Source organism: Streptomyces sp. NPDC102437, assembly GCF_044765565.1.
In the GTDB taxonomy this organism is placed as follows: domain Bacteria; phylum Actinomycetota; class Actinomycetes; order Streptomycetales; family Streptomycetaceae; genus Streptomyces.
This window is the reverse complement of sequence record NZ_JBIWKI010000010.1, coordinates 230834-252014: the sequence shown is the minus strand read 5'-3', so window position 1 is coordinate 252014 and position 21181 is coordinate 230834. Positions and strand designations below refer to the sequence as shown.

Sequence of the window (21181 nt, the reverse complement as noted above, 5' to 3'; positions counted from 1 at the left end):
TTCCCGCACCGAAACCCGCCTTCCGATGTGACTTAGGCGACGAAGACCGGCCCGGCCTGCGTGGAACGGCCGGGGAGGCGTAGCCTTGATTTCCGCTGTCCATCACCTTGTGAAGCGGAAGAGGGCGGTTGCCGCCGTGTCGTCTCAGTCCCCCAGTAACTCGAGCATCTCGACCGACCAAGCCAGCCCGGGTTCGAACCCGGCCGCTGCTTTCGGGCCCAATGAGTGGCTCGTCGACGAGATCTACCAGCAGTACCTCCAGGATCCCAATTCGGTCGATCGCGCCTGGTGGGACTTCTTCGCCGACTACAAGCCGGGTACGTCCGGCACGGCGGACAAGCCCGTTCCCGGCGTCCCGGCCGCAGCGGCCGCGGTGACCCCGGCCGCACCCGCTCCGGCCACCCCGGCCAAGGCCCCGGCCGCACCCGCTCCGGCCCCCGCGGCACCGGCCCCCGCACAGGCCGCCCCCGCCGCCGCTGCTCCGGCAGCCCCGGAGAAGGCCGCGCCGGCTCCGGCCGCGAAGGCCGCCGAGCCCGCTCCGGCGAAGGCCGCACCGGCCACCGAGGCCCCGGCCGGACCCGAGTACGTCACGCTGCGTGGCCCCTCGGCCGCCGTCGCGAAGAACATGAACGCCTCGCTGGAGCTGCCGACGGCCACGTCCGTCCGAGCCGTCCCGGTGAAGCTGCTCTTCGACAACCGCATCGTCATCAACAACCACCTCAAGCGCGCCCGGGGCGGGAAGATCTCCTTCACGCACCTCATCGGGTACGCGATGGTGCAGGCCCTCAAGGCCATGCCGGCGATGAACCACTCCTTCGCGGTGAAGGACGGCAAGCCGACCCTGGTCAAGCCGGACCACGTCAACCTCGGTCTGGCCATCGACCTGGTGAAGCCGAACGGCGACCGCCAGCTGGTCGTCGCGGCCATCAAGAAGGCCGAGACGCTCAACTTCTTCGAGTTCTGGCAGGCCTACGAGGACATCGTCCGCCGCGCCCGCAACGGCAAGCTCGGCATGGACGACTTCACCGGCGTCACCGCCTCGCTGACCAACCCCGGCGGCATCGGCACCGTCCACTCGGTGCCCCGTCTGATGCCCGGTCAGGGCCTCATCATGGGCGTCGGCGCGATGGACTACCCGGCAGAGTTCCAGGGCACCTCCCAGGACACCCTGAACAAGCTGGGCATCTCCAAGGTCATGACGCTGACCTCGACGTACGACCACCGGGTCATCCAGGGCGCCGCCTCCGGCGAGTTCCTGCGGATCGTCGCCCAGCTGCTGCTCGGCGAGAACGAGTTCTACGACGAGATCTTCAAGTCGCTGCGCATCCCGTACGAGCCGGTCCGCTGGCTGACGGACATCGACGCCTCGCACGACAGCGACGTCACGAAGGCCGCGCGGGTCTTCGAGCTGATCCACTCCTACCGGGTCCGCGGCCACGTCATGGCCGACACCGACCCGCTGGAGTACCGCCAGCGCAAGCACCCCGACCTGGACATCACCGAGCACGGCCTCACCCTGTGGGACCTGGAGCGGGACTTCGCGGTCGGCGGTTTCGCCGGCAAGTCGATGATGAAGCTCCGCGACATCCTCGGCGTGCTGCGCGAGTCGTACTGCCGCACCACCGGCATCGAGTTCATGCACATCCAGGACCCGAAGCAGCGCAAGTGGCTCCAGGACCGGGTGGAGCGCCCGCGCGCCCAACAGCCCGAGCGCGAGGAGCAGTTGCGGATCCTGCGCCGGCTGAACGCCGCCGAGGCGTTCGAGACGTTCCTGCAGACCAAGTACGTCGGCCAGAAGCGCTTCTCGCTGGAGGGCGGCGAGTCCGTCATCCCGCTGCTCGACGCGGTCATCGACTCCGCCGCCGAGGCCCGCCTCGACGAGGTCGTCATCGGCATGGCCCACCGCGGCCGGCTCAACGTCCTCGCCAATATCGTGGGCAAGTCGTACGCCCAGATCTTCCGCGAGTTCGAGGGCAACCTCGACCCCCGGTCGATGCACGGCTCCGGCGACGTCAAGTACCACCTGGGCGCCGAGGGCACCTTCACCGGTCTGGACGGCGAGCAGATCAAGGTCTCGCTGGCCGCCAACCCCTCGCACCTGGAGGCGGTCGACCCGGTCCTGGAGGGCATCGCCCGCGCCAAGCAGGACATCATCAACAAGGGCGGCACGGACTTCACCGTCCTGCCCATCGCGCTCCATGGCGACGCGGCCTTCGCGGGCCAGGGCGTCGTCGCCGAGACGCTCAACATGTCGCAGCTGCGCGGCTACCGCACCGGCGGCACCGTGCACGTGGTGATCAACAACCAGGTCGGCTTCACCGCCGCCCCGGAGTCCTCGCGCTCCTCCATGTACGCCACCGACGTGGCGCGCATGATCGAGGCGCCGATCATCCACGTCAACGGCGACGACCCCGAGGCCGTCGTCCGGGTCGCGCGGCTCGCCTTCGAGTTCCGCCAGGCGTTCAACAAGGACGTCGTGATCGACCTCATCTGCTACCGCCGCCGCGGTCACAACGAGGGCGACAACCCGGAGTTCACCAACCCGCAGATGTACACCCTGATCGACAAGAAGCGCTCGGTGCGCAAGCTCTACACCGAGTCCCTCATCGGTCGCGGCGACATCACGCTGGAAGAGGCCGAGCAGGCGCTCCAGGACTTCCAGGGCCAGCTGGAGAAGGTCTTCGCCGAGGTCCGCGAGGCCACCTCGCTGCCGGCCCCGGCGCACACCCCCGAGGTCCAGCCGGAGTTCCCGGTCGCCGTGACCACCGCGGTCTCCCAGGAGGTCGTCAAGGTCATCGCGGAGTCCCAGGTCAACATCCCCGACCGGATCACCGTCCACCCCCGCCTGATGCCGCAGATGCAGCGCCGCGCGGCCTCGGTGGAGAACGGCACGATCGACTGGGGCATGGGCGAGACCCTGGCCATCGGTTCGCTGCTGATGGAGGGCACCCCGGTCCGGCTCGCCGGCCAGGACACCCGCCGCGGCACCTTCGGCCAGCGCCACGCGGTCCTCGTCGACCAGGTGACCGGCGAGGACTACACCCCGCTGCTCTACCTCTCCGACGACCAGGCCCGTTACAACGTCTACGACTCGCTGCTCAGCGAGTACGCGGCGATGGGCTTCGAGTACGGCTACTCGCTGGCCCGTCCGGAGTCGCTGGTCGTCTGGGAGGCCCAGTTCGGTGACTTCGTCAACGGCGCGCAGACCGTCGTCGACGAGTTCATCTCCTCGGCCGAGCAGAAGTGGGGCCAGACCTCCGGCGTCACGCTGCTCCTGCCGCACGGCTACGAGGGCCAGGGCCCGGACCACTCGTCCGCCCGCCCGGAGCGCTTCCTCACGCTGTGCGCGCAGAACAACATGACGGTCGCCATGCCGACCCTGCCGTCGAACTACTTCCACCTCCTGCGGTGGCAGGTGCACAACCCGCACCACAAGCCGCTGATCGTCTTCACCCCGAAGTCGATGCTCCGCCTCAAGGCGGCCGCGTCGAAGGTGGAGGAGTTCACCACCGGCGGCTTCCGCCCGGTGATCGGCGACGACTCGGTGAACCCGGCCGAGGTCCGCAAGGTCGTCTTCTGCGCCGGCAAGGTCTACTACGACCTGGAGGCCGAGCGCACGAAGCGCGGCGTCACGGACGCTGCAGCTGCCAACACGGCGATTATCCGTCTGGAGCGCCTGTACCCGCTGCCGGGTGCCGAGCTCCAGGCCGAGATCGCCAAGTACCCCAACGCCGAGAAGTACCTCTGGACCCAGGAGGAGCCGGCCAACCAGGGCGCCTGGCCGTTCATCGCCCTGAACCTGATCGACCACCTGGACCTGGCCGTCGGCGCCGACGTCCCGCACGGTGAGCGCCTGCGCCGCATCTCGCGTCCGCACAGCTCGTCCCCGGCGGTCGGCTCGGCCAAGCGCCACCAGGCCGAGCAGGCACAGCTGGTCGCCGAGGTCTTCGAGGCCTGATCCGCTCCGTACGAACCGAAGGGCCCGGCCCCGCGAGCAATTCGCGGGGCCGGGCCCTTCGGTGTGCGGGCGGGGCGCAGCCCGTTCAGATGATCTGCGGCTCGAAGTCCCAGTACGGACGGTTGCGGGAGCGGGCCGAAACCGTGTGGACGTGCTGGGCGCCCAGTGTCTCGACCAGATCGCCCAATGCTTCCCGCTCGACCTTCTCCGCGCGCTCGCGGTCACGGATGCCGCGCAGGTCCGCGGCGTGCGCGATCCGGGCGGAGAGAGTCAGCGGATGGGTCCGGCCGAGGACCTCCGTGGCCCTGGTGATGACCGCGTCCGTCAGCGCGGCTGCGGATTCCGGGTCGCCGACCAGATTGCGCAGCGCCGAGGCGTTCACCGCGCAGCCCAGGGTCCAGGGGTGGTGCTCACCCACGGCTCTCGTCATGTCGGCGAGCGCCTCCTCCAGCAGGGCGTGCGCGTGATCGCGTTCGCCCACGTTGCGGAGGATCAGGGCGTGGTTCCCCCGGGTTCCAGCCACGTACGGGTGTTCCTCGCCGAGCATGCCCACATAGCCGTCGACCACCTTCTCGCTTATCGCCCTGGCCTGGTCGATGTCGGCGTGCTCGCGGGCGAAGAAGCTCTGGCTGGCGGCGAACATCATCGTCAGCGGGTCGTACTCTCCGAGCACCCGCTCGCTTCGTTCGAGAACCTGGGTGAACAACGTCGCCGCCTTGGCGCGCTCCCCCGCACGGTACTGGCACAGCGCGAGGTTGTGCTCGGCGCACAAGGTCTGCGGGTGTCCGGTCCCCATGACCAGCCGGTGCAGCCGCACGCTCTGGTTCTGGAGCGAGAAGGCGTCGTTGTAGCGGCCGAGCAGGCGCAGGCCGGTGGCGTAGTGGATCTCGGAGTAGAGCGTCCAGCTGTGGCGAGGGCGCAACACCTGCCGCCTGGCATCCAGTGTCCGCCGGTGCAGCTCCAGGGACTCCTCGTATCTGCCGAGCAGCCGGAGGGACACGGCCAGGTTGTTCTGCGCACTGAGCGTGCGCGGGTCCTGGTCGCCCAGCAGTTCGCGGTAGGCCGCGAGGATCCAGGTCGACATCTCCAGCGCCTCGTCGTACCGGCCGAGGCCCCGCAGATCGGCGGCGAGGCCGCCGGCGGCGCGGAGGTGTTCCAGGTCCTGGGCACCGCGTTCGGCGCGGAGGTGGTCGACGGCGGCGCGTTCGATGACTTCCGTACCGGCGTAGTCGCCGACGGCCCGCAGCAGGTTGGCGTAGTTGTAACTGAGGTCCCAGACCCTGGGGTGGTCCTCGCCGAGGAGTTCCCGCCAGGCCTTCATGGCGCGTTCGCCCAGCTTGATGCCGGCTCGGTACTCGCCGGAGAGGTACATGTAGCGCAGGCAGTTGAGCACCAGCGCGTGGACGGCCGGGTCGGTGCTGTTGAGTACGTCGGCCCACTTCAGGTGCGGGGTGATCTCGGCGTAGGCGGGCCACATCCGGGTGTCGGTGGGGCGGCCGGGGTCCGCGGCGGCGAGGGCCCTGCGGACCACGTCGATGAACTCGTGGCGGTCGTGTTCCGGCATGTCCTTGCCGACGATCTGGTGGACCATGCGGTGCATGTAGAGCGATTCGCCGGACGAGGCCTCCTCGCCGGCCATCTCGTGGGACTCCAGGCGGACCACGGAGTACTGGCGGAGCTGCCCGATCGCCTTGTTCCACAGCAGCGGGTCGTTCATCAGGCCGGAAAGCTGTTCCGGCAGTTCACCGGGGGGCATTTCCCTCAGCAGTCGCACGGGGATGGAGCCCGGTGCGAAGAAGCTGCACAGGCGCAGCAGGTCGACGGATTCCGGGACGGTTTCCTTGAGCTTGTTCAGCAGTATCGACCAGGCGGTCTGGAAGGCGAGCGGGAAGTCGGCGGAGACCTTGACGACGTCCTGGTCGATGCCGCCGTCGAGGAGTTCGATGTACTCCTCGACGGACATGTCGGAGTCGTTGAGCCAGCCCGCCGTCTGGTCGAGGAGGAGCGGGAGATCTTCGAGGGCCTCGGCCAGCTGGTCGGCGTCGTTCGGGGTCAGGCGTGGTGCGCGGCGGCGGACGAAGGCGACGGACTCGTCCCGGTTGTAGACGGGAACCTCGACGAGGTTGCTGTTGTGCTCGCGCCACTCCGGGTTGCGGGAGGTGATCAGCACATGCCCGGGGCCGGTGGGCACCAGGTCCCAGATGTGTTCGGGCTCGTCCGCGCCGTCGAGCACGAGGAGCCAGTGGGAGTGCGGTTCGCCGCGACGCAGCGCGTCCCGCACGGCCCGCAGCCGCTCCCCGTACTCGGCGCCCGTGGACAGGCCCAGTTCAGGGGCGAGTTCGGCGAGCTTCTGGCGGTACAGGGCGCGGCGGTCGGCAGGCACCCACCACACCACGTCGTACTCCGAGCCGAACCGGTAGACGTACTCCGCGGCCAGCTGGGTCTTGCCCACGCCGGACATGCCGTGCAGGGTCACGACCCCGGCACCGGGTCCGGCGTCCTGGAGTGCCTGGTACGCCTTGCTGAGCAGCGCCTCCCGGCCGGTGAACCGGGTGTTGCGGCGCGGCACGCCGCCCCACACCTCCGGGACATCGGCCGGATACCGGGGCCCCTGCCTGGCCTCGACGGGCTCGGGCAGCGGGTCGGTGGGCAGGCCCAGGCGGACGAGAAGCCGCCGTTCGGCCTCTTCGGCGCCGATGTTGGTCAGGTCGGCCGCGCCGAGGGCCGAGGTGGCGCCGGGCAGCGCCGACGTGGTGACGCAGACGGCGGTGAAGCGGTCGGGGTCGGGGGCGACGACCTCGCGCAGCGCCCTGTTCCACTCGTCGTGGCTGCGCGGTCCGAGCTGGAAGTACCAGTCGCTGAGGATCACCAGGACTCGGCCCCGGGAGAGAGTCAGATCGCGCAGCGACTCCTCCAGCGGAACCTCCACCGGGGGGTCCCAGCGCTGCTGGACGACCGTCACCCCGCGCCGCTCCAGACGGTCCCCGATCCAGCTAGCCCAGGCCCGGTTGAAACCGGCGAAACTGATGGTGACGGTTTGCGCCCCGGTTGCTCCAACTTGCCTACGCGTTCCGGGCATTCAACCGTCTCCCTGCCTCGATTCGAGCCTTGTCAACATACACCGGAGCCTGGTCGTTCCGGCGGACAATCCCGGGGGTTCTCACGGCCTGTGCGAGCCGTTCCTCTGCTGCCATATCACCTGCGCGGTGGCCACGTATGCCTCCGCGCGAGCGAGGTGCCCGGAAGGAGGCGGACAATCGTCCAGACGGTGGTAGAGCGTGATCATCTCGTTGACCAGTACCCGGCCCTCGCGGGTCAGCGCCGCCGAGCCGGCCAGCACGGGCAGTACCGCGCCGACCTGTTCGCGGCAGCGGGCGTGCTCGGCCCAGGCCAGGTCGCGGTGGGTGACGCGCCGCGCGGAGAGCGCGAACCGCTGCCAGTAGTCGGCGAGCGCGATGTGCGAGTAGGCGCCCTGGAGGAGCCCGTCGAAGGGGCGGGGGTCGGAGCGCCACGGTGCGAAGTGGCGCGCCTCCGGGCCCTCGTCATGCAGCGGTAGGAGGGCGGCGAGTGCGGCGAGTTTGGTGTGCTGGAGTTCGTGGACGAGGGTGGAGGCGAAGTAGGCGGGGGTGGCCGGTTTGCTGCTGAGGACAGCGCCGAACGCCTCACGCCTGGTGCCGCTGCAGTGTGCCGCGCTCTCGCCGGTGGGACCCGAGCCGGGCGGCGGGCCGAGCGGGACGAGGCAGCGCAGCAGAACCGCCGCCTCGGTGAGGCGGTGCTCACCGCCGATGGCGAGCAGGGGTGCCACCCCGGCCCAGGACTCGGCCCAGGCCTTGCGTTCGTGGTCGTCGATATGGGTGGCGGCGCTCAGGCCGTGCCGCTGGAGTCCGCGGCCGTCGGTGCGGTACGGGTCGACGTCGTCCAGGGGCACGGGTCCGATGCCGGACTGCACGGCGGGCAGGGCGAGCACCGGAAGCCAGCGCGGGTCGGCCGAGCCGGTCGTGCCGTCCGGCTGGGTGTGTGCCGATATGGCTTCCCGCCCGCTCTCACGCATCGTCAGTTCGTCTCCGGAGAAGGCGATGCAGACCGGTGCGGATGCTTCGGATTCCATGCGCAGGGCACCCAGGGTGGGCAGGGACAGGAGCCCGCCGTGCGCGGTGAGCCGGGTCGTGAACGGGATTCCGGCGCGGATCGCGGACGCGGCGGCCAGGGCGCTCAAGTGGTCCAGATCGCACCGGAGTTCGGGGCCGGGGCCGGTGACGCACCCTGGGCCGGAGAGGCCACGCAGGCAGCGCTGCACCCAGGGTCCGGTGAGCGGGTGCAGCAGGACGGTGCGTACGGCGGTCCGGTCGGCGCGTTCGGCCGTCTCCAGCAGCGCCCAGTCCTGGCGGAGACGGTCGAGCGCGCGGGGCGGGAGGACGTCGGCTGGTGCCGCCGCGGCCGCGTCGAGCAGAGCCCGCAGCAGGAGGAGCCTTCGGGTGTCCTGATCGCGTACGAGTACCTGGAGAGTGTCGGCGTCGCCTTCGGTGCGGCCGAGTTGACGCAGCATGCTGTCCGGGAGTGGGGGGATCATCGGCGTTCTCCTGCGGTTGCGTCGGACAGCCGGGCGGCGACATGGCGTACCAGCCGTTCGAGGTCGGCGCAGTAGACGGACGGGTTGACGAAGCCGTTCTCTGCGCGGTAGCGGTGTGCGTAGTGGCCGCCGCCGCAGACGGTCAGCAGCGGGCAGGCGCGGCAGGTGGCGGCGAGCGCGTCGGCGCCCGCCCGGCGGGCGGCGACGCCGGGGTGGCGCAGGGCGTCGTCGAAGGTGTGGCGGAAGACGTCGAGCCCGGTGGCGGCGGCCGTGTCGTAGGCGGACTTGAGCGAGTCGACCTGCTCGATCGACCCGTCCGTCTCGACCACGATCGCGTCGACGGGGTCGAGGCCGAGGGATTCGGTGGCGCCTGGCAGGCCCAGCAGCAGGGCGACACACTCCTCGAAGAGCCGGACACGGGTCTCCCGCCGCCCGGTGCGCCACCAGCGGTCGAAGACGGTGGTGAGCCAGTCGCCGTACGGGGTCGGGCGGCCGGACGCGGAGTCCGTGCGCGGCAGGCCCGGTGGGGGGTTCGTCCAGTTGCCGTGCGGCAGCAGCAGGTCGATGGCCGGGGGGTGCAGGTCGAGCAGCGACTCGTACATCTCGATCGGATCGGTGCGGGGGTCGACGACGGTGAGGATGCCGGCGTACGCGTCGGGGTGCCGGTCGGCGAGGAGCCGGGCACCGCGCGAGGCGGCGGGCCAGGAGGGGCGCCCGGCGTGGTCGGTGCGCTGGGTGTTGTGGGCGGCCAGTCCGCCGTCGAGGCTGATGCCGATGCGTATGCCGTGCCGGGCGAGCGTGGCGGTGCCGGCCTCGGTGAGCAGGGTCGCGTTGGTCTGGACGGTGGTGTGGACGGTGGTGTGGACGGGCGTCAGGTCGCGTACCCGGTCGGCGAAGGCGGCCAGCCGGTCGGCGCCCGCGAGGAGGGGTTCGCCGCCGTGCAGGACGAGCGCGATGTCCCGCAGTCCGTGGGTGGCCGCGTGTTCGGCGATACGGTGCGCGGTGCGGTCCAGGACGGCGGGTGCGGCGGCAGCCGGGCGGTCACGCCATGTGTGGTCCGGGCCCTCGTAGAGGTAGCAGTAGCGGCAGGCGAGGTTGCAGCGTCCGTGCACTTTGACGATGAACTGCCCGAAGGAGGGCCGGGGTTGGTTCGGCCCGGCACATGGGGGCGTTTTCGGCGTCGCCTGTCGAGACACTCCCGCACCCCCGTGCCGTTCACATCCGCCGGCACGGCCCCCGCCGCCGTCCCGAGGCGAGTATCCCTGGCCTGCCGTACGGGCAAACGTGTCCCCCACCACGATGTCCTGTTCAACCGGCCCCCGGACCGAAATCGTGCGGCTTCAAAAGGCGCTGGTGAACCCCCAGAGCATCTCCCGCGGTTGTTCGGCCCGCCCGCGCAGATCCGCCACCACCTCGGCGAGCACCGGATGGTCCAGCGTCCGCAGCGACTCCAGATCCAGCCCCAGCAGGTCCGGCAGCGGGTCCGGTCCGCCCGTCAGACTGTCGTCCGGTATGCCCTGGTGTGCCGTCTCGCTCATCGTTCCTCCCCGTAACACCGCATCGTGCTCGCGGTGGCATGCTCGCCCTTGAGCGCACCCCGTCGAACCCGCGTCCCTGACCTGTGTACCGGCTCGGGCCCACCCGCGCCGACCACCCCTGTACGGATGCCCCGCCCGACCGGGCCTACGCCTCGTGAAACACTCACCGGCCGCACCGCACCGCACTGTCGAGCGCTCTCCGTCGCGCGGTTCAGCGCTCCAGCTCCGCCAGCCGCGCGGCGGTCGACTCACCCGCAGCGCCGCCACCGTCCGGCAGTTTGCGCCATTCCCGATGGGCCGCCCGGTACGCCTCCCGCGCGGCCCGGGGGCGGCCCGCCTTCTCGTACGTCATACCCCACCAGTGATTGGCTGTAGCGCTCAACTCGATTGCTTGCCCCAGCTGTTGCGGGCCGTCCAGCTCCTCCTCCGCCGTGCGCGCCGCCTCCGCCGCGCCCCGGAACGCCTCGGCCGCGTCGTCGAGCCGGGCCGGGCGCCGGAGCACCCGGGCAGCGTCCAGGTGGGAGCGGCCGAGCTCCAGCCAGCAGCTTGCCTCGGTCAGCGGGTCGGCCGCCTCGTGGGCCGCGAGGCCGAAGAGGTGCTCGGCCTCACGGAGGTCGACCCGGTCCTCGGTGGCGCGGTGCCGGAGCATCAGTGCGCGGCCCAGCATCAGCAGCCGCTCGGCCTGTCGGGTGCTGCCCGCCGGCGTCTCCGTACGGCAGTCGCGCAGCACCCGGATCGCGGCACCGATGTGCGGGCGGCCGTCCGGCAGCCGGGCCCGGCGCAGCAGGGTGCCGCCCCATTCGGCGAGCAGGTCGGTGTGGGCGCGCGAGTCGCGGGGGACGTCCCGGGCGGCGCGGGCGAACCAGTCGGCGGCGGCCACGAGTTCGTCGGGCTCGCCGGTGTGCTCGTACCGGGCGACGCGGACCCGGCCGGCCCTGATCCGCAGCGCGGCGCGCTGCCGCTGATCACGTACGGTCGCCAGGGCCTGCTCGACGAGTGTCGCGGCCTCGTCCGGTTCCTCGCCGGAGCCGAGCAGGGCGTCCACCAGGTCCAGCAGGACGCGCACCTCGGTGCCCTGGGTGTGCCGGCCGCCGCCCTGTTCGAAGGCGGTGCGCAGGGAGCGTGCGGCCTGGCCCGCGTACACCCGGGACTGTTCGGTGTCGGCGGTGGCCCCGGCCAGCTTCAGCATGGTCCGTCCGTGCGCCAGGGGCAGGGTGGTGGGGCGGTTCTCCTGGTCGGGCCAGGCATCGGCGAACGCCTCCAGCATTCCGCACGCGGCCTGGAGCCGGGCGGTGTCGCCGTCGAGCCGCCACTGCGCCTCCAGGGCCCTCACCCGTTCCAGGGTCAGCCGGAGGGCCTCGGCGGGGGCCAGGCCGGGGGCCGAGCAGGCGGCCGTGTACTCGCGGTCGGCACGGCGCAGCAGCTCCAGCGCGCCGCGCCGGTCGCCGCGCCGCCGCCGGTCGTCGGCCGCGGCGTGCAACACCTTGGCCAGTACAGCCCGTTCGCGTACCGCTGCGGGTTGCGCGGCGGCCCGCTCGGCGGCGTACTCGGCCTCGCGGAGCAGTTCGGCGTCGCCCTGGATCTCCCACAGCCGCAGCACGCAGCGGGCGTACTCCGCCCACAGTGCGGGGTCGGTGCCCGGTTGCTCCTCGCGCACGGCAGCGCCGCGCAGCAGCTGCACGGCGTCGATGAGGTACTGCACCATGCTGTCCGATTCGAACTGCCGCAGGAGGGCGCGGGCGCTCTCCACCGCGGTGTTCGGGGTCCGTACGGGGCTCGGGCTGCCCCCGCTTCCGGCCCCCATCACGAACTGCTCGGGCAGGGGCATGAAACGCTCCAGTACGCGGACCGCGACCTCGGCGAAGGGATGGGGGACGCGCGCCCCGCCGCCTGCGCCGCTCTCCTCGTTCTCGCCACCCTCCTCGATCCCCCCGTCGGGCGTACCGTCCTCCAAGGGGTCCGTGCCGGTGGTGGCCGGCGTGGGCGGGTATCTGCGTTCGTGCCGGCGTTCGCCGAGCTGGGCGAAGGCCAGGGCCGGGAAGTTCGGCCCGCCCCTGCCGAACCGCTGCTCGATGTACTGCGAACAGTGCTTGAGCACGAGCAGCGCCTCGTCGCGGCCCAGCGGCCCGAGCAGCGCCTCCCGGACGCCGGGCACGAATTCGTACCACTGGCCGTCGTGCTCACCGCCGTCCTCGTTCCTGCTCCGCGTCAGCAACCCGCTGAGCAGCACCTCGGCAAGCTCGGAAGGGCCCGAGTGGGGCAGCATCGTGCGCTGCACCAGCTGCATCACCGGGAGGTGCAGCGGGGCCGCCGCGAGGTAGACGGCCAGTTGTCCGGCGGCGGGTGAGGCCACCGAGCGGAAGCGGCTGACCAGCTGGAGCGAGGAGAGTCCGTCGCCCGCACGCTGCGCGGCCGCCGCCGGCTGATCGGCCCGCACCCAGCCGACCGCGCCGGAGATCTGTCCCGAGCCGGTGCCGGAGAGCAGCCGGGCCCAGGCCGCCAGCGCCCCTTCCACCGGCGGGAGGACGGGTACGGCGAGGGCCCCCGGGTGCACGGCGGGGCCCGTACCCGGCTGCTCCACGACCTTGAGCACGGCGGCTCCGCCGGGTCCGTCGCCCCGGGACAGCGAACCATAGGTGACCGGGAGTCTGGTGCGGTTCCACATCCGCTGCGGCAGCGGCTGGAGCACGGCGGCCGGGGCCTGCGCGGCCAGCTGGTGCAACAGCCGGTGGGCCCGGCCGCTGTGCCAGAGCGGACCGGCGCAGTCGCTGACCAGGACAGTGACCCGGCGGCCGGTCGGATCGCTCAGCCGGTCCGCGGAGTTCAGCGGCGCCGCGGCCGGGTCGGGGCTGCGGCTCACCGCGGCCGCGCCGTCGGGGCCCTGGTGCAGATAGCGGACCTGTACGTCCCGGAACGCACCCAACTGGGCGAATATCTGCTGGAGTTCACCGAACATCCGGTCCCAGACCAGCATCGATGACGAGGCGTCCATGACGCACTGCAGGACCGCCTCACCCCGGGACACTCCGCGGAACACCGGGATGATCAACCCACCCGCGCGGGCGCTGAGTTCAGCGGTCGCCGTCTCGTCGAGGGTGCTGCGCAGCGGTGGCGACGCGGGGTGGTAGCGCTGCAACGGCCTGAGCGCGCGCTGGAGTTCGAGGGGTGCGGGCAGCGCCGGGGCGGCGGGCACGCCAAAGGTGAGGGCGGCCGCACGCCCCTTCCGGGCGGTGCCCGTGCCCGTGCTCGACGGGCCGCCCAAGCGCGCGCGGTCCGAGGGTCCGGTACGCGGTACGGGGTAGAGGGTGATCCGCCGGTCGGGGTCGTCGGGGTTCGCCGGCGGCTGGGGTTCGCCGCCGGGCGCGTCGTGCGTGGGCTTCGCGGCGTCGGGCCCGGGGGCCTCGGGCCGCCCGCTCGACGGCGGCTCCGGGGGCAGGCGGACGCCCGGGATGCGCCCCTGCTCCCCGGTGACGGCGTCGGTTTCGGGGTCGACAGGTGGTGCGTCCGGATGACGGGCCCAGCGGGCCAGCCAGAGCGCGTCGCGCAACTGCTGGACGTCGGGGTCGAGCCCAACCTCGCGCAGCCGCGCCACGAACGCGGGGAAGAGCCCCGCGTCGTCGGAACCCGCCCCATGCGGCACCACAACACCGCCGCCGTCGGAACCCGCCCCGTGCGGCACCGCGATCCCCTCCCCCGCCACGCAGTCGCCGCCGTCGCCGGGGTGGTGTTCGCCGTCCGGTCCGTGTCTCGCACCGGCGCCCGCCATCAGCCCATCACCTCGGCCGGTCGAGTCGCTGGATGAGCAGGTCGGCGAGGCGGTCGCGGCCGGCCGGGGCGGCGGCGTCGGTGAGATAGATGGCGTTCAACAGCTGGTCCGTGGCGAGGAGTTCGCTGCGGGACCGCTCCAGGAAGTGGGCGATCAGGTCGTCCCCGGATCGCGCCGCCTCGTCGCCGAGGTGGGCGCGTACGAAGGTGGCGAGGCGCTGGTGGTCGGGGCGCCCCAGCTCCAGATGGATGCAGCGGCGCATCAGCGGCGCCGGGAAGTCCCGCTCCCCGTTGCTGGTGAGCACCACGAACGGGAAGGCGGTGCACTGCACCCGGCCGCCCCGCACCGTCACCTTGTTGCCGTCGTCGTCGAGTACCCGCGCCTCGCCGTCGGGCAGCCGGTCGGCGATCCGCTCCAGCTCCGGAATGCCGAACTCGCCCTCCTCCAACACGTTGAGCAGGTCGTTGGGCAGGTCGATGTCGCTCTTGTCGAGCTCGTCGATGAGCAGCACGCGGGGCCGGTCCGAGGGAAGCAGCGCGGTGCCGAGCGGTCCGAGCCGGATGTAACTGCCCACATCGTCCGTGGCCGGGCCGGCGCCCGTGCCGGCTGCGGCGCTGTGCGCGGCGATCTGTACGTCCTGGAGCCGGGCGATCGCATCGTAGTGGTAGAGGCCGTCCAGCAGCGTCGTCCGGCTCACGATCGGCCAGCGCAGCACCCTGCCGAGTCCCAGTTCATGGGCGACCGAGTGGGCCAGCGTGCTCTTGCCCGCGCCGGGGGTGCCGGTGACCAGCAGCGGACGCCGCAGATAGAGCGCCGCGTTGATCATTTCGAGCTCCTCGGCGCCCGGCCGGTGGAGTTCGGCGACGTGCCGGTGGGCGCCGAGGCGCCGGTCGGCCGAGCCGTCCCCGTCCGGCTCGTCGGGGGCCGGGGCGCCGCGGCTCGCGAAGTCGCGCCAGGGCGGCGGCGGCGGCAACTGCTCGATGCCTTCGTGCGGTTCGCCGGCCCCTCGGTAGATGAGCCACTCGCTGGGTTCACTCATAACGTGTTCCTCGTCATCACTCGTCCGCCAGGGGCAGCAGTCGAACGTGGTTCACCGTAGTCATCCGGGACACCCCTCGAAAGAGGGCTCACGGAGCCTGCAACAACGGTCCGGGCGTGGGCGGTTGCGGGTTTCCGTAGACCAGGGCGATGCCGTCCGACCAGAACATGTCGGGCCGCCCCTCACGCACCCCTTTTCTCAGTTCATGGATCTTCTGCGGAAGCCGCTCGGCCACGCCCGTCCCGTCGACCGTGTCGACGACCCGGAGGTGGAACTCGGTGCAGGACGCGGCCCGTTCGGTCCGCGGGCGCCGCCACAGGACCACGCCGAACCCGTCCTCGAGCACCCGCGCGAACCCCGCGACGCTCTGGGCGTCGGTCCGGCCGCCGTAGCGGCAGAACACCGGGACGGTCTCGTGCGGCAGTCCGCGCAGCTTCGCCGCCACGGGCACGGGTACCCGCATTCCGTCGTCGCAGTCCAGGACGGCGGCCCGGGTCGGACCCGTGTGGATGCGGTTCCAGCGCGCCTCGCGTTCCCGGACGGCGTCGTCGGACGGGGAGGGGCCCCCGTCCGAGCACCGGACGACCACCGGTCGCTGGACCCCGAGGGGCCGGCTGTCCGTGGGCAGCTGCCAGTTCTCGACCTCCAGGTCGAGCAGTGCCGGCGGCACCACGACCTGGAGGATCGCGGGGCTGTCGGGCTCGTCGCACATCCGGAACGCCTTTTTGAGGGAGGCGGCGAGCCTGGCCGGCAGTTCGTCGGCCCTGGTGCCCTGGTAGTTCTCGGTGACGGGCAGGTCGTCGGCGGTCATCCGGGCGACCACCCGCCAGTCGTACTGGTCCGGCTCCCAGGCGCGGGGCTCCAGATACAGCACGACGAACGTGGGGGCCCGCACCGGACGGACCGGCTCGTCGGCCGGATCGGGCGTCCGCACGTGCTCGGCACCCCGGTCGTACCGGCCCTGGTACCGGAGCCTGGCCATCTCTCGGCGGAACGGCGGTTTGAGCCGCGCCTTCGCGGTCTCGCGCACCCAGTCCCACAGGGCGTCCTCGGCGCGCTGGGTGGAGGGCACCACATAGGGGCGTTCGGCGGTGATGGCGCCCATGCAGTAGCGCAGGATCCGCTCCAGCGCCTCGTCGCCCTCGCGTGCGTCGTACAGGACGCCCAGCCCGTCGCGCCAGCCCCGGGGGGCCGGGACGCCGACGGTCCGGTAGCCGTACCCGAGGCCGCCGAGGGTGTCGAGCAGGCTGCGGGTGCTGACCGGCGGCGGGAGCTTGGCGAACCGGCCCAGCAGGTCGACGCGCTGCTGCGGGGTGAGCGCCGGGCCCGCCACGGCGCCCAGGTCCCGCTGGACGTCCGCCCAGGACTCCTCGTCGTCCACCGGGTTGTTGTGCCGGTCGGCGTGGTAGCGGTCGTGGGCGTGGAACACGGCCTGGTACGGGTCGTCGGACTCGGCCGTGGCGGCCCGGTCGGGCACGGGCAGCGTGCGCAGCCGCTCCACGCCGATCGCCGTACCGCCGTTCGTATCCATGGAGCGTGATTTGAGTACGCCGACGACCTCGCCCCTGGCCAGGTCGACGACGGGGCCGCCGGACATGCCCGCGTACAGCTGGCTCGCCTCGATCAGCACCTGTTCGTCGCCGTCGGCCCAGTCGTCGACGGTGCCCACCACCCGGCACTCCCGGCCGAGCCGCTTGAGCGTTCCGGCTCCGCCGTCCGCCCAGCCCGCGAAGTAGTACGCGCCGCGGTTCATGCCGGTGGACCGCTCGCTGAGGTACACACAGGGGTGTTCGACGGGCCGCAGCAGCTGGATGAGCGCGAGGTCGGGGGCCGGCCAGCCGCCCGTGCCGGGCCGCTCCTCGGGCAGGGCCGCCACGACCGTGCCCCCGACCCTGACGGCGTCGCCGCCACGAGCGGTCTTGTAGACCACGTTCACCTGACGCCCCCTCCCCTCCATCGCCACGTGCGCGCACGTGAGGACCCAGCTCGGAGCGATGAAGAATCCGCTCCCCAGGAAGTCGCCGTCGGATCCTTCAGGGGCATACCCGGGCTCCGGACGATGGATGCGCACCGTGGCGTCCTTCACGAGGCGGATCAGCGCGGATTCGGCGCCGCCCGGCCCGTGCCACGCGCCCCCGCCCGGCGGCTGCGTCACGATCCGCTTCCGTCGTCCGGCCCGGTGCCGCCCGCGTGCGCCGGTGCGCCGGTGGGTGCCCCGGCGGACGGAGCGGAGGGGTCGGACGGATCGGAGGGGGAGATGGAGGGCGTGGCCGGCTGCTGCCCCGGCGACTGCGCGGGCACCTGCGGATCGAGAGGCGGCCCGCCGCCGTTCCACGTCAGCGTGACCTTGATCGACCCCTTGGCCTCGCCGTCCGCGAGCAGCCCGACGACCTTGCCGGACTTCGCGGTGAGCTCGATCCCGAACTCGACGCTGACCTCGTCGGGCCGCACGGCCCGCAGCGGCTCGGCGAGCGAACGCGCCACGCTGGTCACGACCCCTTGCAGGCTCTCGACCCGGGCCTGCACCCGGCCCGCGATGTTCCCGGCGCCGATGTCCGCGAAGGACGGTCCCGAGCCGGAATGCGCCAGCTCCTCGGCGCCGGAGATCCGCGCCCAGACCTCCGTACCGTCAGGCATCTCAATGCGCGTAATACGGGCGTCACTGTCACCCATGAAACCCCCCGTTCCCCAACTACCGGCAGGCTAACGGCAGTACGCGTCCGATGCGAGGCAGATGGACGGGTGGGCGGGCGGGTGCGCGGACCAGGACGCGGCGGTGGTGCGGGGCGGTTCCCGGCGGATCGGCGGGGGTGACGGGGCCGGTGGCCATGTGGCGTGGAGGTGCCGGAGCGCGCGGCCCGGGGACCGGCTCCCGGCCTTCGTGGGGCTGCCACCAGGCATTAGGCTTGCCGCATGTACTTCACCGACCGCGGTATCGAGGAGCTGGAGAAGCGGCGAGGCGAGGAAGAGGTCACCTTCGAGTGGCTCGCCGAGCAGCTCCGTACGTTCGTCGATCTCAATCCCGACTTCGAGGTGCCGGTCGAGCGCCTCGCGACCTGGCTGGCCCGGCTCGACGACGACGAGGACGAGGACTAGGAGCAGGGGCCAGGACGAACAGTCACCTGCGCCCGTCCGCGGGCCCCTCGGCGCCCCTCGTCCGGTCACAGGCGAGCCCGAGCGCCCCGTGCGCCAGCAGCAGCGCCCCCGCGAGCACCCATCCGCCGCCGCGGCGCCTGAGCCCCCAGAGGGCCAGCGGCAGCCCGGCCGCGAACTGGGCACCTGCCAGCGCACGGGCCCTGGGGCCACGCATCCAGGGACCGAGGCGGCTGCTCTCGACCACGTCGAGTTCGGCCTTCACCGCCTCGCGCCAGCCGGTCCAGGCCACCGGTTCCGCTCCGGGCCGGTCGTCGGCCGCCGCGTACAGCCGGTCGCCGGGCGTGTCCGGGTCCAGTCCGGGCGGCAGGATCAGCCCGATCCGGGTCAGTGCGGCAAGCAGCCCGCGCAGCCGGATGCGCGCGTCGGCGTCCGGGTCCGGGCGGATCAGCTCTTCGAACGCCTGGATGTCCAGCACGGGGTCGAGGCCGAGCCGTTCGGCGAACGTACGCATCGCCTCGTCCTCACCGGCCGGGGTGCCGTCCGCGAGCCAGACGCAGCCGACCGGGCGGAGGAATCCGGAGGCGAGCGTGCAGCCGGCCCGGTCGCCGTCCCACCACAGGGCGAGCACGGGCCAGGTCGAGCCGACCGCGAGCGCGGCGGCCCAGCCGGCCACGACCCGGTCGACCGGCTCCATCACCTCCGCGGCACCGGCCTCCGCGACCGCGTCCTGCCAGGGCTTCCCCTCGGGCACGAGGACGGACCATCCGTCCCCGGCGGGAGCGAGCAGCATCCGCTCGCGCAGCAGATGGGCCACCGGCCTTACGGTCTCCGGTTCGGCCCGGCACAGCAGCAGCGCCCCCGCGGGGGATGTCGCATTCATGCCTCACACGCTAGGGCAATTTGCCCACATTTGACGTTCTTTCACCCTCCAGTGAGCCGCCGACGGCATCGCGACGCGTCTTGACTTCCCCGATCCGCGATATATCGTGTTCTCCAAGAGATGCGATATATTGCGTCAGCCGCGCTCCCCAGGAGGTCAGATCCATGCCTGTGTCGACATGGGCCATCGCCGAGCCCCAGAAGCTGACCTTCGACGACCTCGTGACGTCGCTCAACGTGCGCATCGTCGGAGGCACCGTCAACGTCGTCGGCACCGAGGAGCCGGCCGCCCGGCTGGAGGTCGCCGGGATCGAGGGACCGCCACTGGTCGTGACGCTGGAGGACGGTGCGCTCACGGTCGCCTACGAGGACCTGCCCTGGCAGAACTTCCTCAAGTGGTTCGACCGCAAGGGCTGGCACCGCAGCGCGGTCGTCTCGCTCGCCGTGCCGGCCGGGTCGGCGGTGGAGGTCGGCGTCGTCGGCGCGGGCGCCGTCGTCTCCGGCATCCGCGGGCGTACGGACGTGAGGGGCGTCACCGGCGACACCACGCTCGTCGGGCTCGCCGGACCGGTGCTCGCCGACACGGTCTCCGGCAGCGTGGAGGCCCAGTCGGTCACCGGCGAACTCCGTTTCCATTCCGTCTCGGGCGATCTGACGGTCGTCGAGGGCGCCGGGGCCTCGGTACGGGCCGAATCGGTCAGCGGCAACATGGTGCTCGACCTGGACCCGACCGGGAAGCCCACCGACATCCGGCTGACCACGGTCTCCGGCGAGGTCGCCATCCGGCTGCCGCACCCGGCGGACGCGACGGTCGAGGCCAACACCGCGAGCGGCTCCGTCTCCAACGGGTTCGAGGACCTGCGGGTCAGCGGCCAATGGGGCGCGAAGAAGATCACCGGCACGCTCGGCGCCGGGACCGGGAAGCTGCGCGCGACGACCGTCTCGGGATCGATCGCCCTGCTGCGCCGCCCGCCGGCCGAGGACGGTCCGTGCGATGCCGAGCCGACCGGAAAGGTGCTCTGACATGCCCCCCGTATTCGCCCACGGCCGTCTCCGCCTGTACCTGCTGAAGCTCCTCGACGAGGCCCCTCGCCACGGATACGAGGTGATCCGGCTCCTGGAGGAGCGCTTCCAGGGCCTGTACGCCCCCTCGGCGGGCACGGTCTATCCGCGGCTAGCCAAACTGGAGGCCGAGGGCCTCGTCACCCATGCCACCGAGGGCGGCCGCAAGGTCTACTCGATCACCGACGCGGGCCGGGCCGAGCTGGCCGGCCGCACGGGCGAACTGGCCGATCTGGAGCTGGAGATCCGGGATTCGGTCTCCGAGCTGGCCGCCGAGATACGGGACGACGTGCGCGGCGCCGCCGGCAAGCTGCGCAGCGAGATGCGGGCCGCCGCACACGAGACCAGGCACACCGGTTCGGGCGCCGGTTCCGGCTCGGGCTCCGGCCGCAAGGGCGACTGGGAGTCCGCCTTCGGCGACTTCGGGGACTTCGGCGACAAGGAGACCTGGCGTGCCGCCAAGGAGGAGCTGCGCAAGGCCAAGCAGGAGTGGAAGGAGCAGGCCCGCCGGGCGAAGGACGAGTCCCGCCGCGCCCGTGAGGACGCCCAGCAGGCCCGCCGCCAGGCCAAGGAGGCCCAGGACCGGGCGCGCGAGCAGATGCAGAACGCCGCCCGGCAGGTCCAGGAGCACTTCGCGCGGGGCGACTGGCCCTCGGGTGTACGGGAGGGACTGGCCGAGATCACCGGCCAGCTCGGCGGCTTCGCGAGGACGGGCACCTGGCCCCCCTACGTCAAGCCGGAACCGGCCGGAGCCGACGACGACTGGGGCAAGGACACCCCCCGCACCGGCGACCCGGCCCGCGACCTGGACCGGCTGCTCGACCGCTTCCGCGACGACATCCGCGACACGGCCCGGGACAGGGGCGTCACTCAGGAGCAGCTCACGGAGGCCCGCCGCCACCTGTCGACGGCGGCGGCCCACATCGGGGCGCTGCTGAGGAAGGGCGACGACGGGCAGAAGTGACGGGGCGGGGGCGGTCCGAGGACCCGGGTTCGGCCCGCCTCCTCGAACCGCCCCTCCTCGCCCCTCCCCACCCCGTACAGCGCGCGGGTCACCGTCGCGTACGTCGCGCCATGTGCGGCGAGTACGTCGGCGGCCACTCCGGGGCAGGCGGTGAGCGCCAGCAGGAGGTGCTCGTCGCCGATGAAGCGGTCCCCGCGCCCCGCCGCGATCCGCGGCGACCACGTCAGGATCCTTTTCGCCCCGGCGCGCGATGCGGCAGGCGTGGCGTACGGGGCGCGATGCGGCAGGCGTGGCGTACGGGGGGCGGGG

General features: G+C 72.2%; 13 protein-coding genes and 1 pseudogene. 4 read left to right on the top strand and 10 right to left on the bottom strand.

Annotation, left to right across the window (positions count from 1 at the left end):
• The first annotated feature begins 136 nt into the window (after window positions 1–136).
• Window positions 137–3958, top strand: coding sequence for a multifunctional oxoglutarate decarboxylase/oxoglutarate dehydrogenase thiamine pyrophosphate-binding subunit/dihydrolipoyllysine-residue succinyltransferase subunit (locus ACIRJP_RS15815; protein ID WP_404173392.1), 3822 nt, complete (start codon window positions 137–139; stop codon window positions 3956–3958).
• An 85-nt stretch (window positions 3959–4043) separates the two neighbouring features.
• Here the strand turns inward: ACIRJP_RS15815 and fxsT are convergent, their stop codons facing one another.
• From fxsT to ACIRJP_RS15775, 8 genes are all read right to left on the bottom strand, one after another.
• The gene (gene fxsT / locus ACIRJP_RS15810; RefSeq protein WP_404173389.1) at window positions 4044–7037 is read right to left on the bottom strand and encodes an FxSxx-COOH system tetratricopeptide repeat protein; all 2994 of its coding nucleotides are present in this window, start codon (window positions 7035–7037) and stop codon (window positions 4044–4046) included.
• A gap of 81 nt (window positions 7038–7118) precedes the next feature.
• Window positions 7119–8528, bottom strand: a complete 1410-nt coding sequence (locus ACIRJP_RS15805) for an aKG-HExxH-type peptide beta-hydroxylase (protein ID WP_404173386.1) — start codon at window positions 8526–8528, stop codon at window positions 7119–7121.
• Window positions 8525–9649, bottom strand: coding sequence for an FxsB family cyclophane-forming radical SAM/SPASM peptide maturase (locus tag ACIRJP_RS15800; protein ID WP_404173449.1), 1125 nt, complete (start codon window positions 9647–9649; stop codon window positions 8525–8527). The genes ACIRJP_RS15805 and ACIRJP_RS15800 overlap by 4 nt, the downstream gene beginning before the upstream one ends.
• Before the next feature lie 219 nt (window positions 9650–9868).
• Complete coding sequence (gene fxsA / locus ACIRJP_RS15795) at window positions 9869–10066, bottom strand: FxSxx-COOH cyclophane-containing RiPP peptide (protein WP_388658951.1); 198 nt, start codon at window positions 10064–10066, stop codon at window positions 9869–9871.
• A gap of 211 nt (window positions 10067–10277) precedes the next feature.
• Entirely contained in the window at window positions 10278–13832 is a 3555-nt protein-coding gene (locus ACIRJP_RS15790) for an SAV_2336 N-terminal domain-related protein (protein WP_404173382.1), read from the bottom strand.
• A 7-nt stretch (window positions 13833–13839) separates the two neighbouring features.
• A complete protein-coding gene (locus ACIRJP_RS15785) occupies window positions 13840–14871 on the bottom strand; it encodes an AAA family ATPase (protein WP_404173379.1) in 1032 nt (343 codons plus the stop codon).
• A gap of 88 nt (window positions 14872–14959) precedes the next feature.
• Window positions 14960–17026 (bottom strand): trypsin-like peptidase domain-containing protein, encoded by a 2067-nt coding sequence (locus ACIRJP_RS15780; RefSeq protein ID WP_404173376.1) that lies wholly within the window; start codon window positions 17024–17026, stop codon window positions 14960–14962.
• Window positions 17023–17544 carry a CU044_2847 family protein gene (locus ACIRJP_RS15775; RefSeq protein ID WP_404173373.1) on the bottom strand — a complete coding sequence of 174 codons (522 nt, stop codon included), beginning with the start codon at window positions 17542–17544 and terminating at the stop codon, window positions 17023–17025. Before ACIRJP_RS15775 ends, ACIRJP_RS15780 begins: the two co-directional genes overlap by 4 nt.
• 240 nt (window positions 17545–17784) lie before the next feature.
• Here ACIRJP_RS15775 and ACIRJP_RS15770 point away from each other — a divergent pair, with 240 nt between their 5' ends.
• On the top strand, window positions 17785–17967 hold the full coding sequence (locus ACIRJP_RS15770; protein WP_266729752.1) for a DUF6104 family protein: 183 nt from the start codon (window positions 17785–17787) through the stop codon (window positions 17965–17967).
• Between the two features lie 22 nt (window positions 17968–17989).
• On the opposite strand, the gene ACIRJP_RS15765 is transcribed toward ACIRJP_RS15770, so the two are convergent.
• A complete protein-coding gene (locus ACIRJP_RS15765; RefSeq protein ID WP_404173370.1) occupies window positions 17990–18847 on the bottom strand; it encodes a hypothetical protein in 858 nt (285 codons plus the stop codon).
• A gap of 164 nt (window positions 18848–19011) precedes the next feature.
• On the opposite strand from ACIRJP_RS15765, the gene ACIRJP_RS15760 reads away from it, so the two are divergent.
• Window positions 19012–19869 (top strand): DUF4097 family beta strand repeat-containing protein, encoded by an 858-nt coding sequence (locus tag ACIRJP_RS15760; protein ID WP_404173367.1) that lies wholly within the window; start codon window positions 19012–19014, stop codon window positions 19867–19869.
• Window position 19870: 1 nt separating this feature from the next.
• Window positions 19871–20872, top strand: coding sequence for a helix-turn-helix transcriptional regulator (locus ACIRJP_RS15755; RefSeq protein WP_404173364.1), 1002 nt, complete (start codon window positions 19871–19873; stop codon window positions 20870–20872).
• Between the two features lie 71 nt (window positions 20873–20943).
• Here ACIRJP_RS15755 and ACIRJP_RS15750 read toward each other — a convergent pair.
• Window positions 20944–21114, bottom strand: a pseudogene (locus ACIRJP_RS15750) (Clp protease N-terminal domain-containing protein); the annotation flags it as partial.
• Window positions 21115–21181 lie beyond the last annotated feature (67 nt).

Coding starts and splice junctions, on each gene's coding strand:
- fxsT (WP_404173389.1), bottom strand. CDS start 7,037: ATGCCCGGAACGCGTAGGCAAGTTGGAGCAACCGGGGCGCAAACCGTC.
- ACIRJP_RS15805 (WP_404173386.1), bottom strand. CDS start 8,528: ATGATCCCCCCACTCCCGGACAGCATGCTGCGTCAACTCGGCCGCACC.
- ACIRJP_RS15755 (WP_404173364.1), top strand. CDS start 19,871: ATGCCCCCCGTATTCGCCCACGGCCGTCTCCGCCTGTACCTGCTGAAG.
- ACIRJP_RS15765 (WP_404173370.1), bottom strand. CDS start 18,847: ATGAATGCGACATCCCCCGCGGGGGCGCTGCTGCTGTGCCGGGCCGAA.
- ACIRJP_RS15760 (WP_404173367.1), top strand. CDS start 19,012: ATGCCTGTGTCGACATGGGCCATCGCCGAGCCCCAGAAGCTGACCTTC.
- ACIRJP_RS15790 (WP_404173382.1), bottom strand. CDS start 13,832: ATGGCGGGCGCCGGTGCGAGACACGGACCGGACGGCGAACACCACCCC.
- ACIRJP_RS15770 (WP_266729752.1), top strand. CDS start 17,785: ATGTACTTCACCGACCGCGGTATCGAGGAGCTGGAGAAGCGGCGAGGC.
- ACIRJP_RS15785 (WP_404173379.1), bottom strand. CDS start 14,871: ATGAGTGAACCCAGCGAGTGGCTCATCTACCGAGGGGCCGGCGAACCG.
- fxsA (WP_388658951.1), bottom strand. CDS start 10,066: ATGAGCGAGACGGCACACCAGGGCATACCGGACGACAGTCTGACGGGC.
- ACIRJP_RS15775 (WP_404173373.1), bottom strand. CDS start 17,544: ATGGGTGACAGTGACGCCCGTATTACGCGCATTGAGATGCCTGACGGT.